The sequence below is a fragment of the Enterobacter cloacae complex sp. SHL001 genome, from assembly GCF_049236825.1.
Lineage (GTDB): Bacteria > Pseudomonadota > Gammaproteobacteria > Enterobacterales > Enterobacteriaceae > Enterobacter > Enterobacter hormaechei_C.
Window position 1 is genome coordinate 798,350 of sequence record NZ_JBMKIP010000002.1, and the last position, 14,097, is coordinate 812,446.

The window sequence follows — 14,097 nt, forward strand, 5'->3', positions numbered from 1 at the left end:
ATGAAAACATTGCTCCCGACATCAACGGCTGGCAGCCTGCCGAAACCCACCTGGCTTGCGCAGCCGGAAACGCTCTGGTCGCCGTGGAAACTCCAGGACGAGGAATTACTGGCAGGGAAACAGGATGCGCTGCGTTTGTCTCTGGATGAACAGATTCGCGCCGGGATTGATATCGTCAGCGACGGGGAACAAACCCGCCAGCATTTTGTCACCACCTTTATTGAACATCTCAGCGGCGTGGATTTTGAGAACCGTCAGACGGTACGCATCCGTAACCGTTACGATGCGAGCGTGCCGACCGTGGTAGACGCGGTGGCGCGCCAGAAGCCGGTGTTTGTTGACGACGCGAAATACCTGCGCCAGCTGACTGACAAGCCGATCAAGTGGGCGCTGCCCGGCCCGATGACCATGATCGACACGCTATACGATGCCCACTATAAAAGCCGCGAAAAGCTGGCCTGGGAGTTCGCTAAAATTCTCAATCAGGAGGCCCGCGAGCTGGAAGCGGCCGGCGTCGACATTATTCAGTTCGACGAACCTGCCTTTAACGTCTTTTTCGACGAGGTGAATGACTGGGGTATCGCCGCACTGGAGCGCGCCATTGAAGGGCTGAAATGCGAAACCGCGGTACATATCTGTTACGGGTACGGCATCAAAGCCAATACGGACTGGAAAAAGACGCTCGGCTCCGAGTGGCGCCAGTATGAAGAGGCATTTCCAAAGTTACAGACCTCGAAGATCGATATCATCTCGCTGGAGTGCCACAACTCGCGCGTGCCGATGGATCTGCTGGAGCTTATCCGCGGTAAAAAAGTGATGGTCGGGGCAATTGACGTCGCCACCCAGACCATCGAAACGCCGGAAGAGGTGGCCGATACGCTGCGCAAGGCGTTGCAGTTTGTTGATGCAGACAAGCTCTATCCGTCCACCAACTGCGGTATGGCCCCCCTTTCCCGCCAGGTCGCCAACGGTAAGCTGAGGGCGTTAAGCGCCGGGGCTGACATTATCCGTCGCGAGCTTGCCCGCTAACCTTCAGGTTTGCCAGTACAGTGGCGTACCGAACCGCTCAATATAGTAATCAATCACCGCCCTGACGTTCAGGGGCGGATGACGCGCGTTCGGGTAAATCGCCGCAATCGTCAGTGGCTCCGTATTAATTGAACACTCCATTTCCGGCAGCAGCGCCACCAGCTCACCGCTTTTGAGCCGTTCGCTCACCATCCAGTCCGGGAAAAGCACAACGCCCATGCCGCCCAGCGCCGCAATCAGGAGCGTTTCCGCGTTATTGGAAGTCATCAGCGGTACAATGGGATAGTGAACCCACGCCTCGCCCGGCTGCCGGATCAGCCAGCGGTTAGGCCCGGACGAGCCGCGGTAAACCAGACAGTGGTGACGGCTGAGATCGTCCGGCCCCTCGGGCGCGCCATGTTTTTGCAGATAGTCCGGCGAGGCCGCCAGATGATAGAACTGCTGCCCGAACACCCGGGCGTGAAACGAGGAGTCCGTCAGCGCGCCGATGCGGAAGATAACGTCCGCGGCATCACGGTGCGGATCGATAAAATCGTCGGTGAGGGTCAGTTCAATGGAGAGACGAGGGTAACGCGCCAGAAGCCCCGGCAGGCCCGGTGCGATGTGCCTTTGTCCGAAAAAGACCGGGCCATTGATACGCAGCGTGCCCGACGGCTCGCGGGCGCGTTCATCCAGCTCGCGTCGCGCGTCCTCCATATTCCCGGCCATCGCCCGGGCATAGCGCACAAAAAGATGCCCGCTCTCTGTGGGCATAATCGCCCGCGTGTTGCGGTAGAAAAGCTGTTGCCCGAGGGCGTCCTCAAGCTGGTGGATCACGCGTGAGACCTGCGACGCAGAAATCCCTTCCCGCCTCGCCACCACGGAAAAATTCTGCGTTTCATAAACGTCGATGAAGATCAGCAGCGCGCGAATGCTGATATGTCCGGCACCCATCATTAATGCATTTCCTGCAAAGGTGTTTCCTGCATTATGGCATTTTTCTCAATGATGTTCAGACGTAATCTTCTCCGCCTGGAAAAAGGAGAAAAAGCGTTATGCACATTATTTTAATTTTACTGGTGATTGCCGGCGGCATGGGGCTGTCCGTGGAAGCCGGGCTGCTGGGGCCGCTGGGCGCAGAGGTGGGCGACCTGTGGGCGGCGTTCAGCATATTCAGCGTGGGAACGGGGCTGACGTTTCTGCTGATGCTGTTTTTCAGCCCGCGCAACAGTCCCTCATTTTTTGCGCAGACTTCATGGCACCTGTTGGGCGGCGTGCTCGGCCCGGTTTACGTCATCATTCTCACCATTGCCACGCCTGCGATCGGCATTGCCATGACGATGATCGGCATTCTGGCAGGCCAGGTTTTTAAAAGCCTGATTATTGACCACTATGGCCTGCTGGGTACGCCGCACCGCAGGATCGATACAAAACGCATTATTGCGCTGGGATTTATCATCGCCGCGCTCATTCTCGTGGCGCAGGGGTAACGTTATGACAGTAATTATGATTATTCTGGCGGTGATTGGCGGCGCAACGCTGAGCATTCAGGCTGCCATTAACGGGCAATTAGGCAGCAGCGTGGGGGTATTTAAAAGCGCGTTTCTGACGTTTTCCGTCGGCGCGCTGGTGACCGCCCTGCTGATCTTCTTTTTTGCGCCGAAACAGGCGGTCAGCCTGATGGATGTACCCAAATGGCAGCTTCTGGGGGCCCTCTGCGGCGTGCCCTATATCGTGATTATGGTGCTCGCAGTGCAGCGCATCGGGACCGCCGTTGCCACGGTAGCGGTTATCCTGGGCCAGCTGGCCATGAGCATGCTGATTGATAACTTTGGCTGGCTGAACAATGAAGCCATTCCGTTTTCAGTGAGCCGTTTCGGGGCCGTCGTCTGCCTGAGTATTGCGCTCTTCTTCATCTACTCAAGCAGTAAACCTCAGCCCGAAGAGGATTAACCGCCCTCTTTGCGGGTAAAGAACAGCGTCACCGTGGCGACGGTGACGCCAAATTTCTTCATCTCGGTTTTATTAAACAGACGGGTGCTGTCCTGCAAATACATCCAGTCATCAAAGTGCAGCAGCCAGGTTTTACCGTCCGCCTTCACGTTCATGCTGTAGCGCCAGTTAAGGGCATTGCCCGCCGCCTGGCCTGTCGCGACACCTTCTATGTCACCCGCCGTGCCTTCATAGCGATTCTGCCCAACGCGGCGGATATGCCAGACGCGCTGCTGCTTCTCGCCGTCATCGTAGACAAAATGTTCATTCAGGGCCAGCGTATCGCCGATAACATCCCCGGCGATCTCGACGTGAAAACGACGGATCTGCTTACCGCTGCGATCCTGCACCATCCCCCACGCCTCGGTTTTCCCCTGGAAGTAAGTAAAAATATCAAGCCGTGGCTGCTGCTGACGATACTCTGTCACCTCGGTGCTACATCCGGCCACCAGCATCGTCAGGGCAAGCGCCATTAACAGGAAACGTTTCATTGTGGTCCTCCGATTAACTGCTGACGCAGTTCAGGATACTCGCTCAGCCAGGCTTCACTCTGCGGCTCCTGCTGCAAAATGCCCTGCGCCTGACACTGGTCGCCGGTCGCCTCAACCAGGTCGTCACCATCGATGTCCCGGGCATAGGTGATAATCAGCGCATTATCGCCGTCTAACCCTGTATAGCTGCCGTCGGGCGTCAGAAGCTGAGAGGTATAAACGGTAAACGGCCCCCAGACGCTCGCCGATCAGGTAGGCCACCGGCCCGCCCAGGGTCGCCAGTACCGTCAGCAACCAGCCCGGCAAGGTGGTCGTGCGGGTCAGTTGCGTCCAGACGGTGGCAAACATTAGCCACAGCGCCACCATCCATAGCGGCATCAGGGACGCGCCCGTGAACGCAATCAGCCCCGTCAGCGCCCAGAGCGCGTCCAGTAGAGATCAAACCCGATGGCCAACAGAAATACCTGCCCGTAGCGCTTCATACGCGTTCCGCAGTCAGCTGCACCACGCTGATGGTGCGGGCATTAAACCCGGCTTCACAGTAGCCGAGGTAGTACAGCCACATCCGGCGGAAACGGTCATCAAACCCGAGCTTTTCAATCTCCTGCCAGGCGTGAACGAACCGCTGACGCCAGTGCGCCAGCGTGCGGGCGTAGTCCGGCCCCATATCGAAGAGGTTACGCACCACAAAATCGGTATGGCGGGTCATGAGTTCATTCATGGCGGTGATGCTGGGCAAAAAGCCGCCGGGGAAGATGTAGCGCTGAATAAAATCGACGCTTTTGCTGTAGTCGCGATAGCGTTGATCCTGAATGGTGATGGCCTGAATCGCCATCCGCCCGCCTGGACGCAGACGCGCCTGGCAGGTGCGGAAAAATGTTGGCAGGTAGCGTTGACCGACGGCCTCAATCATCTCAACCGACACCAGCTTGTCGTAGACCCCGGTCAGATCGCGGTAGTCGCAGAGCAGCACCTCAACGCGATCCTGCAACCCTGCCCGGGCGATGCGCGCGGTGGCCCAGTGGTACTGCTCCTGCGACAGCGTGGTGGTGGTCACCCGGCAGCCGTAATGACGGGCGGCATATTCCGCCATCGCCCCCCAGCCGGTGCCAATCTCCAGCAGATGATCGTTTGCCGTGAGCGCCAGCTGGTCACACAGCCTCGCCATTTTCGCCTGCTGAGCCGCGGTCAGATCCTGCTCGTCCCCGCTAAACAGCGCGCTGGAGTACAGGAGATGTTCATCAAGGAAATGGGCGTAAAAGGCGTTGCCCAGATCGTAATGGGCGGCAATATTTTCCCGCGCCTGCGCGCGGGAGTTGCGCCGCATCCAGTGCCGCAGCCGCTCCACCGGTTTCCCGAGCAGGCGAAACCCTTTTTCCAGCTTTCCGAGGATTTGGCTATTGCGCGCAATCAGCTCCAGCAGCGGCGTCAGGTGGGGCGTCTCCCAGTCGCCATCCATCCACGCTTGTGCCGCGGCGAGGCTGCCCCCGGTTAAAATGCGCCAGTAGACGCCCGGAGCAAGTACCTGCACCTCAGCGTGAAGCGCGGCGGAAGCGTCGCCGAACTGGAACGTCTGCGCGCCTTCAAGCAGCGTCAGCGAGCCACCGTGCAGGCCATTCAGCAGGCGGAAGAGCAACCATCGCGCGACGCGGACGTTGCGCGGGATATCGGGTTCAAGCGCAAAGACGGGATTGGTCATGAGCGTTCACTCCTGCTGAGGGGATGGTTATGCAGCGGTACGCGCTTCAGCCACAGCCTGAGCGCCTGCCAGTAAATGGCGAAAACGGTTTTGAGGGTCATCAACGGGATCCGCGCCAGCAGCGAACGCAGCGCCGTGCGCGTCAGCGGGACCCGGCGCAGCGTAAGGGTGGCATCAAACACCTTCGTCTCCTGATGGTTTTCGATATGCATGCGCAGCGTGCTGTCCGGGCTGTTGAAGCGCCAGTGGTAGATCATATCCATCGGATTAAAGGGCGAGACGTGAAACGCTTTCTCCGTCGGCGGGGCGTCCCGCCCCGCTACCGCGTAGTAATGTCGTTCATTCCACGGCGTGTTACGGACTTCGGCGAGAACCCAGCGCAGGGTGTCTTCCCCGTCATAGCAGTAGTAGAAATTGACCGGGTTGAAATGAAAACCGAAATAGCGCAGCTGAGTCAGAAGCATGACCCGCCCCGCCGGACGTTCGCCGGTCAGATTTTCCAGACGCTCAAGGACACGCGCTTTGAGCGGCGTGCCCAGCGGGTAATCCGCATCATAAAATGCCGCGGGCGCAACGCGGTTACGACGCACGCCGACAGAGGGCAGCGCGTCCAGCTCATCCAGATCGAGCCAGGCCATAAACACGCTGTAGGTAAAGTGGTGCGCTTTCGGCGCAAGCCGACGATGGCGCAATGTACCGTGGTAAAGGCAGCTGTTCATCTCAGTTGCCCTCCCCGGTCGCGATAGCGTTGACCACGTCCAGCGCACTGCGCACGCCATCTTCGTGGAAGCCGTTGTACCAGTACGCGCCGCAGAACCAGCTCCGCTGGCGACCGTTTATTTCGCCGCGGCGGGCCTGAGCTTGCCAGCTTTGCGGGTTAAAAAGCGGATGCTCATAGACAAAGCGGCGCAGCACAAACCGTTCCTCCACCGGCGTTTCCGGGTTGAGGGTGACGCAAAACAGCGGGCTACCCGGCGGCAGTCCCTGCAAGATATTCATGTTGTAGGTGACGCAGGCGCTGGCCCGATCCTGCTCGCTGAGGCGGTAGTTCCAGCTCGCCCACGCGCGTTCGCGCACCGGCAGCCAGCGCGGATCGCGGTGAAGCACCACCTCGTTACGCTGCCAGCCGATATCCCCCAGCACCTCGCGTTCAGCCTGCGTTGGGCTGGCGAGCATCGCCAGCGCCTGAGCGGAGTGGCAGGCGAAGATCACCTGATCAAAAGTGTCTGTTACGCCCTCACGCGCAATATCAACCCCACGATCGTGGCGAATAACCTGCTGCACCGGCGCGTTAAGGTGCAGCGTCAGGCGATCGCCGAGCGTATCCAGCATCGCGCGGATATACTCCCTGGAGCCGCCTGGCACCACGTACCACTGCGGACGATGGGTAATGTCCAGCAGACCGTGGTTTTCAAAAAAGCGTAAAAAGAGCGGCAGCGGAAAGCGTTTCATCTCCTGTAGCGACGACGACCAGATAGCCGCCCCCATGGGCAGGATGTAGTGGCGCGCAAAAAAGGGCGTAAAACGGTGCTGGCGCAGGAACGTTTCCAGCGTGGCGGAACCATCGACTTCGCCCCGGAGCGTCTGTTTCGCCAGCCGGTTAAAGCGCACGATCTCCTTCAGCAGCGTCCAGAAAGCCGGGTTGAGCAGATTACGTCGCTGGGCGAACAGCGACGTCAGCGTGTGCCCGTTGTACTCCAGCCCGCTCTGCGGGTTGTGCACCGAAAAGCTCATCTGCGTTTTTTGCCCGCAGATGCCCAGTTCGCTGAGCAGCCCCATGAAGCGCGGATAGGTGCGATCGTTGTAGACGATAAAACCGGTATCGATGGCAAAGCTGCCCTGCGACGTGTCGACATCCACCGTTGCGGTATGGCCGCCCGGCGTGGCCTGCGCCTCAAACAGCGTGACCTGATGATGTCCGGCGAGCCGCCAGGCACAGGTTAACCCGGCGATGCCGCTGCCGATAATTGCGATTTTCATGGTCGCACCATCCTGCGCAGCAGTGCGCGCTGAAGTACATCGGGCAGGCCGGAAAGCACGCGCAGCGCCAGGCTGAACCCGGCGGGAAACGCGATGTGATCCTTCCCTTTTGCCAGACCGCGACGAATGGCGTGGACGGCGTCCCCCACGCTGACCCGGCCCGGCATCGGGAAATCGTTTTTGCGGGTCAGCGGCGTGTCGACAAAACCGGGTGAAACGACCGTGACGGCAATCCCTTTCGGTTCCCAGTCGAGGCGCAGCGTATCGGCGAACCAGGTTAACGCCGCCTTGGAGGCGCCATACGCTTCGGCTCGCGGGAAGTGAAGCCAGTGCGCCATCGAACTGACCAGCACCACGCGGTTGCCGGATACCAGCTGCGGCTGCAACGCCGCAAGGCAGTTTACCGGCCCGATGAAATTGGTGGTCATGACCCGCGCCACCAGCTCGGCATCCACCTCGCCGCGGTCGAGATACTCGCAGGTTCCGGCGCAGAGAATCACCGTGTCGGCAGTACAGTCCGCCAGCGCCTGGCGACAGGCATCCCTGTCTGTCATATCGAACAGGCGCACCGTAATGTTAGGGCTGTACTGATGCACGGCTGCCAGACGTTGCGCATCGCGCCCGCAGGCAATCACCCGGTAACCATCGTCGGCAAAAGATTTCGCCAGCCCCGCCCCGATGCCCGAGCTTGCGCCGGTGATCAGAACCGTTTTCATGATTTCACTCTTCGCTTCACGCCGCGCACGGCCCAGCCTAGTATCGGGAGATGTTCGTAAATCATCTCTCCGGCATCGTAGTAATCCCGCTGGCGAACAATGCGATCGTCGCGCATGTCTACCACGGAGCAGCCCGGCAGCTGGCGCATTGCCCCCCCGGCGATACGTGGGTGCGACCAGTGCATCATCCAGGTGACAACAAAGCGATCGCCCTGCTGCAACGGTGCATCGACGGTAAAGCGACAGTGCTGGACGTTAGCCAGCAGATGGGTGAAATAGCGCTGAATCGCGAACACCCCGCTGTGTTCGCCAAAGGGATCGATAAGCGTGGCATCGGCGCGATAAATCCCCGCCAGCGCCGAAGGTGGCTGGGTATCCAGCGTGGCGTAGTAATCAACGAACCGACTGATGACGGACGGCAACGTGCTCATGGGTCACATCCTGGGTGTAAACAACGTAGCGGAATCGCATAATTTAAACTTACACAATTAACTTTATTTGTCCAAGTTTGCGCAGATATATTTTTTATTCTTATTATTTTTCAGTTACATGGAATATCACCACGCACAACCATTTTGTGAAAAATATGAATTTCGCCGCCAGGCTGCCGATTTTTTAGGGATAACCTTAAGGCAAAGGTGCCATTTATCTTCCAGACTTATCCTTTTAATTCATAAGGATGTCACGCGATGAAACATTTACTGATGACGCTCTTTTCCAGCCCGGAATCCTTGTTGCAGGTCATGAGTCACCAGGAAATTATCGAAGCCGTAGAGGATGGCGACCGCATCATCATCGATCAGGATGGAAACGCCTCGGTTAACTACAAAAGCCACGAAGTACGGCAGGACTTTCTGCGCCATGTCAACGCGCTGAAGAGGGCCTGAAATGGGAACGGCAATATTCATGGTATTGATGGTATGCGGGTACTGGTACACCAGCCGCGACCTCTCAACACGGTTTAAAATCAAGCGATCCTTTGGCTGGGACGTCTATTTTCTTGTTGCACTGTATGGCTGTATTTTTGTTCTTCAGGGGGTGATCGCCACCGGCCTGCTGTGGCTGCTGTTGTTCGCCCTCTCCGCCGCCGATAACACGTTCCATTTCACGTCAGCAAAATATGCCGACTGGCAAATTGATTTTATGAACTGGAGCTTCCTGGGGATTCAGGCCCCGGTGGTGGTGATGCTGACCTTCGCGATCCTGTTTTGTCTCTATCGCTCGAACTGGGCCGGAAGCGCGCGGCTGGACGGTGAGGGCCGGAAAAAATTGTACAAGCGGCTGGCGCAGTCGAGCGGGATTGAACAGCTGCTCTATCAGTGCATGGAGGAAGGTGAACTGGCGCTCGTCACGCTGAAATCGCGGCGGATCTATATCGGCATGATCCATACCGCCACGCTGGAGTATGAAAAAACGGCCAATATCGTGCTTATTCCGATGCTGAGCGGCTACCGTGACGGGAAGAACATGCAGCTCTGTATCGAACATAACTACAGCAAATGGTATGCCGAGCATAACATTACGCTCGATTCGGAGCCCAAAAGCGCCATGGATTTTCGCAAAGTGATCATGCTGGATCAGATCGAGAGTATTTCGCTGTTCGATCCGGCAAGCGCCAGCGCGCTGGCGATGCGTGAATAAAAAAAATGGCGCCTTATCGTAATAAGGCGCCAGGATTAACCAGGATGAACGCTAAACTTATGGCGTGACAATATTGAACCAGAAGTCAAATGTGTCCATGTAGCTCAGCATCTCTTCCAGCTTCGCTCCGTCTCCGCTCACCTTGACGTCACCCTTGTCCATCGCCTGCTTGAGCGTCTCTTTCTTAAGGATGATGTCATTCAGCGTGGTGCGGTCCAGGGTGATGGTTGCGTCGGCATCCTTCGCCTGCGCGTTGGCGGTATGGTTCAGCACGCCGTTTTCCAGCTCCAGCTTGTATTTGCCGCCATCCTTACCGAGATCGATGTTAAAGACCGCTTTCGCGTTACCGTCCCGCACCCCGTTGATGTGCACGCCCAGGTAGTCGAAGAACATTTCCGGGGTCATCGCCCGCACGGTATCCGGGCTGGCGGTGTTCGGCGTCGGCAGCTTCTTCACGCCATTACGCAGTTCCTGCGCGCCGGTCAGGTAGAAGTTACGCCAGGTGCCCGCTTCCGCCTGGTAACCTAACTGCTCCAGCGCGTCGGCTTCCAGATTACGTGCCGCAGCGTTCTGCGGATCGGCGAAGACGATTTTGCTGGTCACCTGCGCCACCCAGCGGTAGTTGCCCTGCTGATAGTCAGCTTTGGCTTTCTGCATGATGGCATCGGCCCCTCCCATGTATTCCACAAACTTCTTCGCAGCCTGTTCAGGCGGCAGTTCGTCGAGGGTAGCCGGGTTGCCGTCGAACCAGCCGAGATAAAACACGTAGGTGGCTTTGACGTCGTGGCTGACGGAACCGTAATAGCCGCGGCTCGCCCACTGTTTTTCCAGCGATTCCGGCAGTGTAAATTCAGCGGCGATCTCGTCGCGGGTCAGCCCCTTGTTTGCCATACGCAGGGTCTGGTCGTTGATGTAGCGATACATATCGCGCTGGCCTTTCATCAGCTTGACGATATTCTCGTTGCCCCAGGTCGGCCAGTGGTGCTGCGCAATAATCACTTCCGCGTCCGCGCCCCAGCGCTCAATGGCGGCGTTGATGTACTTAGACCAGGCCAGCGGATCGCGGATTTTCGCGCCGCGCAGGGAGTAGGTGTTGTGCAGGGTATGAGTCACGTCCTCTGCGGCTTCGATCATTTTCTTCTCTTTGACATACCACAGCATTTCAGACGGGGCTTCTGAGCCCGGCGCCATCATAAAGTCGTAGGTCAGCCCGTCAATCACCTCTTGCTGACCGGTATGGGTAATGTAGTTGGTCGGCGGGATCAGGGTCACCGTACCCGCAGAGGTGGTGGTGCCAAGACCCGCCCCCACCTGGCCTTTTGCATCCGGCTTCAGCAGGTTGCCGTACATATAGCTCGCACGGCGGCTCATCGCATTCCCGGCCATAATGTTTTCGGAAACCGCTTCTTTCATAAAGCCTTCCGGGGCGTAGATCTTCACTTTGCCGGACTTCACGTCGGCTTCGTCAACCACACCGCGCAGGCCGCCGTAGTGGTCGACGTGACTGTGGGTGATCACCACAGCGACGACCGGTTTCTTGCCGCGGTTTGCATAGTAGAGATCCAGCGCTTCTTTCGCCGGTTCAGCGCTTAACAGCGGGTCGATAACGGTGATGCCCTTCTCGCCTTCAATGATGGTCATGTTGGAGAGATCGAGATTGCGGATCTGATACACGCCGTCGGTGACCTTAAACAGCCCGCCAATGTTGATCAGCTGTGACTGACGCCACAGGCTCGGGTTTACCGTATCCGGGGCTTTTTCACCCTCTTTCACGAAATCATATTTCGCCGGGTTCCAGATAACGTTCCCCTGCTCGCCTTTAATCATGTTTTGTGGCAGCGGGGCGATAAAACCTTTATGGGCGTTCTCAAAGTCGGTTTTATCGGCAAACGGTAATTTGTTATACAGGGCGTTATTTGCCTGCCGGGTTGTGGCAGTGGCATCCTGCGGCTGCACTTCCGCAAACGCGGAAAGCGACAGCGACGTCAACACACCGGCAAGCGCCAGATGTTTAGCAATTAGGGTTAATTTCATTGAATGGCCTCATAGATTAATTGCGCCGCCTGGATATTTACTGTTGGCGGATAATTTTAATGCGAACTCATTGACGACCATTCTAATCAGAATACTTTCTCATCATAGTCCCATATGGGACTGGTTATTTATCGGTTCGTAATCCGGGGGCTATTGCTGCTATACTCGCTACCACGGCAGACGTTGCGGGGAGAGGCTTAGCGTGAATTTTCAGGATATCCATACCTATTATCAGCAACTCAATATTGGGCAATTCTTTCCGCACATGCTTTGTAAAGGCGAGGCCTTAACCGTTGCCGCAAATAAAAAATTCACCGTCGAGCCTGGCTATATCTATTTTTGCACTGAAGGGTCGCTGACAATATTAATGCCTGATGATGGCCTAAATATTGGCAATACTATCGAGTATATGCCGATAGGGTTAATGGAAAGGTATTGTCCACTGGCGAAGTATGAATATCGCAGCAGTGCAAAGGTGAAGCTGGTGAGAATAGCCTGGGCCGACTTCGACCAGCTATTTTTCGAGGGCGGGTCTGAGCGCATGCAGGCGCTGGCCACCATACTGACCTACATGTCCATTTTCACCATCGACCTGCACAATGAACGCAGGCAGGTCACCAGCTACCAGACCATAAAACCGATGCTGTACCGCTATCTCTATCGGCAGGAGACCCACACGGGAGAGAATGAGGGCCTGGCGCTGTTTATCATTAAGCGCACTAACCTGTCACGCACGCATGTCTTTCGCGTGCTGGCAGATCTCAAAGCCGGGGGCTATATCACCATGAAGCGCGGAAAGCTGGTGTCGATTGACCGGCCCCTGCCGGAAGCGTATTAAGCTCATCTTCACGTCTTGAGCAACACGCGGGAACGAACGGCCTTATTTATCCCGGCCAGCCGACTTGGGCCGTAAATTCTCATCGAAGACCAGCCGTTTGCGTCCGGGCTCTTCTTCCCGCAGCGGCTCCACCTGATGCAGCGTCTGCTTACAGCGATCCACCAGTACCTGATACTCCCGCGTGCCCTGCTTTTTCCACTCTATTTCCTGCGCGCTTAACTCACGAATCGCTTTCGCCGGACTGCCAAGGATTAAGTGATTCGCAGGCATCTCCGCTTTGGCCTTCACAAACGCCGCCGCCCCGACGATGCTGTTTTCGCCGATCGTCGCGCCGTCCATCACGACCGCATTCATCCCCACCAGCGCATTACGGCGGATAATGCAGCCGTGCAGGATCGCGCTGTGGCCGATATGCCCGTCCTCTTCCACCACCGTGTCCTGCTCCGGAAAACCGTGCATCACGCAGTTATCCTGGATGTTCGCGCCGTCTTTCACCACGATCCGGCCAAAATCACCGCGCAGGCTGGCGTTAGGGCCCACGTAAACACCTTTTCCGAGGATCACGTCGCCAATCAGCACCGCGGTCGGGTGAACATAGCTCTCTTCAGGCACGACCGGCGTCAGACCATCAATTTGATAAACAGGCATACCCTCTCCTTATGTGATATTCAGACCACCAAAACGCTGGTGATAAAGCGTGCCGGGAGCGGGCAGCTCGCCCACGGAGGTTTCCCCCTTCTCACTGACAAACGCCAGGGCTCCCGCCGCCACGCGCTGATAGATGTTAATACACAGCTGTCGCGCGCTCTGTCCCGCCCAGTGCGCAGGAAGTAACTCCTCCGGCAACAGCGGATCTTTCAGCACCACGCGACGATAAAAATGAATGAGTAACAGCTGGATCTGGAAGCAGCGTTCCGGGGTCAAATCCTCAGGCGGTGCTTCTTTCAGCAGCGGCAGCAACGGACGGAACGAGTTGATAAACGTTTCGTACATCGCGTTTTGTTCGGTCAGCTGCCAGCACTCTTCCACCCGCGAACGCAGCGCCGCGCGGGACAGCGCCAGCGGCGAATGGGCCTCAAAGAAGATGACGTTTTCCGCCACGCCCGCGTCATGCAGCAGAGACTGCACGTCCGCCAGGTTCTGCGACGGCGAGGCCATCAGGCTCGGCGCAAGCGTGCCGAACCCTTGCCAGATGAGCTGTTTTTTCACGTCCGCGAGCGTGGTTTTATCCAGCCCCTCGGAAAGCAGCAGCAGCCATTTACCATCCCACGCCGGCAGTTCCGCTCGGTAGATTTTATTTTCCGCGCGGCGGGTCAAACGCAGCCCCTTGTCGCTGAGACGGTAAAAGCTGCGGCGGCCAATGCGGGACACGTCCAGCCAGCCCTCTTTGTTGAGGCGAAACAGCGCGGTGCGCACAAAGCGCTCCCCGAAACCCATCCCTTCCAGCAGAGCCGCCAGGCTGCCGAGCCAGATCTCTCCGCCGCGATGGGAAAGCGCATCGCCATACAGCGAGGAGATAAGCGACGTTCCGCTGACGGGAACAGAGCTGACTGCGTGCTGGATAAAGGCATCAAGTTTATTCATGTGATTCATTCTGTTGTTATTTTTTTCCTGGATGAATCATAGCATACGAATCTGGGGTGTACCCTCACCCTAACCCTCTCTCAAAGGGAAAGGGAACTTCATACACCCTCTCCC

At 57.4% G+C, this 14,097-nt stretch carries 16 protein-coding genes and 2 pseudogenes; 6 read left to right on the plus strand and 12 right to left on the minus strand.

Annotated features, from left to right (window positions below):
- The gene (locus ACOTYH_RS09185; protein WP_045334823.1) at nucleotides 1–1,029 is read left to right on the plus strand and encodes a methionine synthase; all 1,029 of its coding nucleotides are present in this window, start codon (nucleotides 1–3) and stop codon (nucleotides 1,027–1,029) included.
- Between the two features lie 3 nt (nucleotides 1,030–1,032).
- On the opposite strand, the gene ACOTYH_RS09190 is transcribed toward ACOTYH_RS09185, so the two are convergent.
- On the minus strand, nucleotides 1,033–1,965 hold the full coding sequence (locus ACOTYH_RS09190; RefSeq protein WP_126495757.1) for a LysR family transcriptional regulator: 933 nt from the start codon (nucleotides 1,963–1,965) through the stop codon (nucleotides 1,033–1,035).
- 98 nt (nucleotides 1,966–2,063) lie between these two features.
- Here ACOTYH_RS09190 and ACOTYH_RS09195 point away from each other — a divergent pair, with 98 nt between their 5' ends.
- Together ACOTYH_RS09195 and ACOTYH_RS09200 are read left to right on the plus strand one after the other, a co-directional pair.
- Entirely contained in the window at nucleotides 2,064–2,498 is a 435-nt protein-coding gene (locus ACOTYH_RS09195) for a DMT family transporter (protein WP_421637704.1), read from the plus strand.
- 4 nt (nucleotides 2,499–2,502) lie between these two features.
- Nucleotides 2,503–2,961 (plus strand): DMT family transporter, encoded by a 459-nt coding sequence (locus ACOTYH_RS09200; RefSeq protein ID WP_421637705.1) that lies wholly within the window; start codon nucleotides 2,503–2,505, stop codon nucleotides 2,959–2,961.
- Here the strand turns inward: ACOTYH_RS09200 and ACOTYH_RS09205 are convergent.
- From ACOTYH_RS09205 to ACOTYH_RS09240, 8 genes and pseudogenes are all read right to left on the minus strand, one after another.
- Nucleotides 2,958–3,491, minus strand: a complete 534-nt coding sequence (locus ACOTYH_RS09205; protein WP_369701882.1) for a DUF3833 domain-containing protein — start codon at nucleotides 3,489–3,491, stop codon at nucleotides 2,958–2,960. The two genes, ACOTYH_RS09200 and ACOTYH_RS09205, sit on opposite strands and share 4 nt — an antisense overlap.
- 23 nt (nucleotides 3,492–3,514) lie before the next feature.
- A pseudogene (locus ACOTYH_RS09210) lies at nucleotides 3,515–3,727 on the minus strand (hypothetical protein); the annotation flags it as partial.
- A pseudogene (locus ACOTYH_RS09215) lies at nucleotides 3,717–3,929 on the minus strand (DUF2878 family protein); the annotation flags it as partial. The pseudogenes ACOTYH_RS09210 and ACOTYH_RS09215, both read right to left, overlap by 11 nt.
- Nucleotides 3,930–3,969: 40 nt before the next feature.
- Nucleotides 3,970–5,190 carry an SAM-dependent methyltransferase gene (locus tag ACOTYH_RS09220; RefSeq protein ID WP_033486779.1) on the minus strand — a complete coding sequence of 407 codons (1,221 nt, stop codon included), beginning with the start codon at nucleotides 5,188–5,190 and terminating at the stop codon, nucleotides 3,970–3,972.
- Entirely contained in the window at nucleotides 5,187–5,909 is a 723-nt protein-coding gene (locus tag ACOTYH_RS09225; RefSeq protein ID WP_023296566.1) for a DUF1365 domain-containing protein, read from the minus strand. Before ACOTYH_RS09225 ends, ACOTYH_RS09220 begins: the two co-directional genes overlap by 4 nt.
- A gap of 1 nt (nucleotide 5,910) precedes the next feature.
- Nucleotides 5,911–7,170 (minus strand): NAD(P)/FAD-dependent oxidoreductase, encoded by a 1,260-nt coding sequence (locus ACOTYH_RS09230; RefSeq protein ID WP_128771651.1) that lies wholly within the window; start codon nucleotides 7,168–7,170, stop codon nucleotides 5,911–5,913.
- Nucleotides 7,167–7,886, minus strand: coding sequence for an SDR family NAD(P)-dependent oxidoreductase (locus tag ACOTYH_RS09235; protein WP_045348300.1), 720 nt, complete (start codon nucleotides 7,884–7,886; stop codon nucleotides 7,167–7,169). The genes ACOTYH_RS09230 and ACOTYH_RS09235 overlap by 4 nt, the downstream gene beginning before the upstream one ends.
- A complete protein-coding gene (locus ACOTYH_RS09240) occupies nucleotides 7,883–8,317 on the minus strand; it encodes a nuclear transport factor 2 family protein (protein ID WP_017384507.1) in 435 nt (144 codons plus the stop codon). Before ACOTYH_RS09240 ends, ACOTYH_RS09235 begins: the two co-directional genes overlap by 4 nt.
- Nucleotides 8,318–8,575: 258 nt before the next feature.
- On the opposite strand from ACOTYH_RS09240, the gene ACOTYH_RS09245 reads away from it, so the two are divergent.
- Both ACOTYH_RS09245 and ACOTYH_RS09250 read left to right on the plus strand, forming a co-directional pair.
- Nucleotides 8,576–8,773: a hypothetical protein gene (locus ACOTYH_RS09245; protein ID WP_003857318.1), complete on the plus strand. Its 198-nt coding sequence runs from the start codon at nucleotides 8,576–8,578 to the stop codon at nucleotides 8,771–8,773.
- A 1-nt stretch (nucleotide 8,774) separates the two neighbouring features.
- Entirely contained in the window at nucleotides 8,775–9,527 is a 753-nt protein-coding gene (locus ACOTYH_RS09250) for a hypothetical protein (protein ID WP_421637706.1), read from the plus strand.
- Nucleotides 9,528–9,584: 57 nt separating this feature from the next.
- On the opposite strand, the gene ACOTYH_RS09255 is transcribed toward ACOTYH_RS09250, so the two are convergent.
- Nucleotides 9,585–11,561, minus strand: coding sequence for an alkyl/aryl-sulfatase (locus tag ACOTYH_RS09255; RefSeq protein ID WP_421637707.1), 1,977 nt, complete (start codon nucleotides 11,559–11,561; stop codon nucleotides 9,585–9,587).
- Between the two features lie 202 nt (nucleotides 11,562–11,763).
- Here ACOTYH_RS09255 and ACOTYH_RS09260 point away from each other — a divergent pair, with 202 nt between their 5' ends.
- Nucleotides 11,764–12,399 carry a helix-turn-helix domain-containing protein gene (locus ACOTYH_RS09260; RefSeq protein ID WP_023296565.1) on the plus strand — a complete coding sequence of 212 codons (636 nt, stop codon included), beginning with the start codon at nucleotides 11,764–11,766 and terminating at the stop codon, nucleotides 12,397–12,399.
- Nucleotides 12,400–12,441: 42 nt separating this feature from the next.
- On the opposite strand, the gene paaY is transcribed toward ACOTYH_RS09260, so the two are convergent.
- A complete protein-coding gene (gene paaY / locus ACOTYH_RS09265) occupies nucleotides 12,442–13,047 on the minus strand; it encodes a phenylacetic acid degradation protein PaaY (RefSeq protein ID WP_006810541.1) in 606 nt (201 codons plus the stop codon).
- Nucleotides 13,048–13,056: 9 nt separating this feature from the next.
- Nucleotides 13,057–13,992: a phenylacetic acid degradation operon negative regulatory protein PaaX gene (gene paaX, locus ACOTYH_RS09270; RefSeq protein ID WP_032103751.1), complete on the minus strand. Its 936-nt coding sequence runs from the start codon at nucleotides 13,990–13,992 to the stop codon at nucleotides 13,057–13,059.
- Between the last annotated feature and the right edge of the window lie 105 nt (nucleotides 13,993–14,097).

Bases quoted from the DNA above. Each gene is read 5' to 3' on its own strand.
- ACOTYH_RS09220 (WP_033486779.1), bottom strand. From the start codon at position 5,190: ATGACCAATCCCGTCTTTGCGCTTGAACCCGATATCCCGCGCAACGTC.
- ACOTYH_RS09185 (WP_045334823.1), top strand. From the start codon at position 1: ATGAAAACATTGCTCCCGACATCAACGGCTGGCAGCCTGCCGAAACCC.
- paaX (WP_032103751.1), bottom strand. From the start codon at position 13,992: ATGAATCACATGAATAAACTTGATGCCTTTATCCAGCACGCAGTCAGC.
- ACOTYH_RS09200 (WP_421637705.1), top strand. From the start codon at position 2,503: ATGACAGTAATTATGATTATTCTGGCGGTGATTGGCGGCGCAACGCTG.
- ACOTYH_RS09190 (WP_126495757.1), bottom strand. From the start codon at position 1,965: ATGATGGGTGCCGGACATATCAGCATTCGCGCGCTGCTGATCTTCATC.
- paaY (WP_006810541.1), bottom strand. From the start codon at position 13,047: ATGCCTGTTTATCAAATTGATGGTCTGACGCCGGTCGTGCCTGAAGAG.
- ACOTYH_RS09205 (WP_369701882.1), bottom strand. From the start codon at position 3,491: ATGAAACGTTTCCTGTTAATGGCGCTTGCCCTGACGATGCTGGTGGCC.
- ACOTYH_RS09225 (WP_023296566.1), bottom strand. From the start codon at position 5,909: ATGAACAGCTGCCTTTACCACGGTACATTGCGCCATCGTCGGCTTGCG.
- ACOTYH_RS09240 (WP_017384507.1), bottom strand. From the start codon at position 8,317: ATGAGCACGTTGCCGTCCGTCATCAGTCGGTTCGTTGATTACTACGCC.
- ACOTYH_RS09195 (WP_421637704.1), top strand. From the start codon at position 2,064: ATGCACATTATTTTAATTTTACTGGTGATTGCCGGCGGCATGGGGCTG.
- ACOTYH_RS09245 (WP_003857318.1), top strand. From the start codon at position 8,576: ATGAAACATTTACTGATGACGCTCTTTTCCAGCCCGGAATCCTTGTTG.
- ACOTYH_RS09255 (WP_421637707.1), bottom strand. From the start codon at position 11,561: ATGAAATTAACCCTAATTGCTAAACATCTGGCGCTTGCCGGTGTGTTG.
- ACOTYH_RS09235 (WP_045348300.1), bottom strand. From the start codon at position 7,886: ATGAAAACGGTTCTGATCACCGGCGCAAGCTCGGGCATCGGGGCGGGG.
- ACOTYH_RS09230 (WP_128771651.1), bottom strand. From the start codon at position 7,170: ATGAAAATCGCAATTATCGGCAGCGGCATCGCCGGGTTAACCTGTGCC.
- ACOTYH_RS09250 (WP_421637706.1), top strand. From the start codon at position 8,775: ATGGGAACGGCAATATTCATGGTATTGATGGTATGCGGGTACTGGTAC.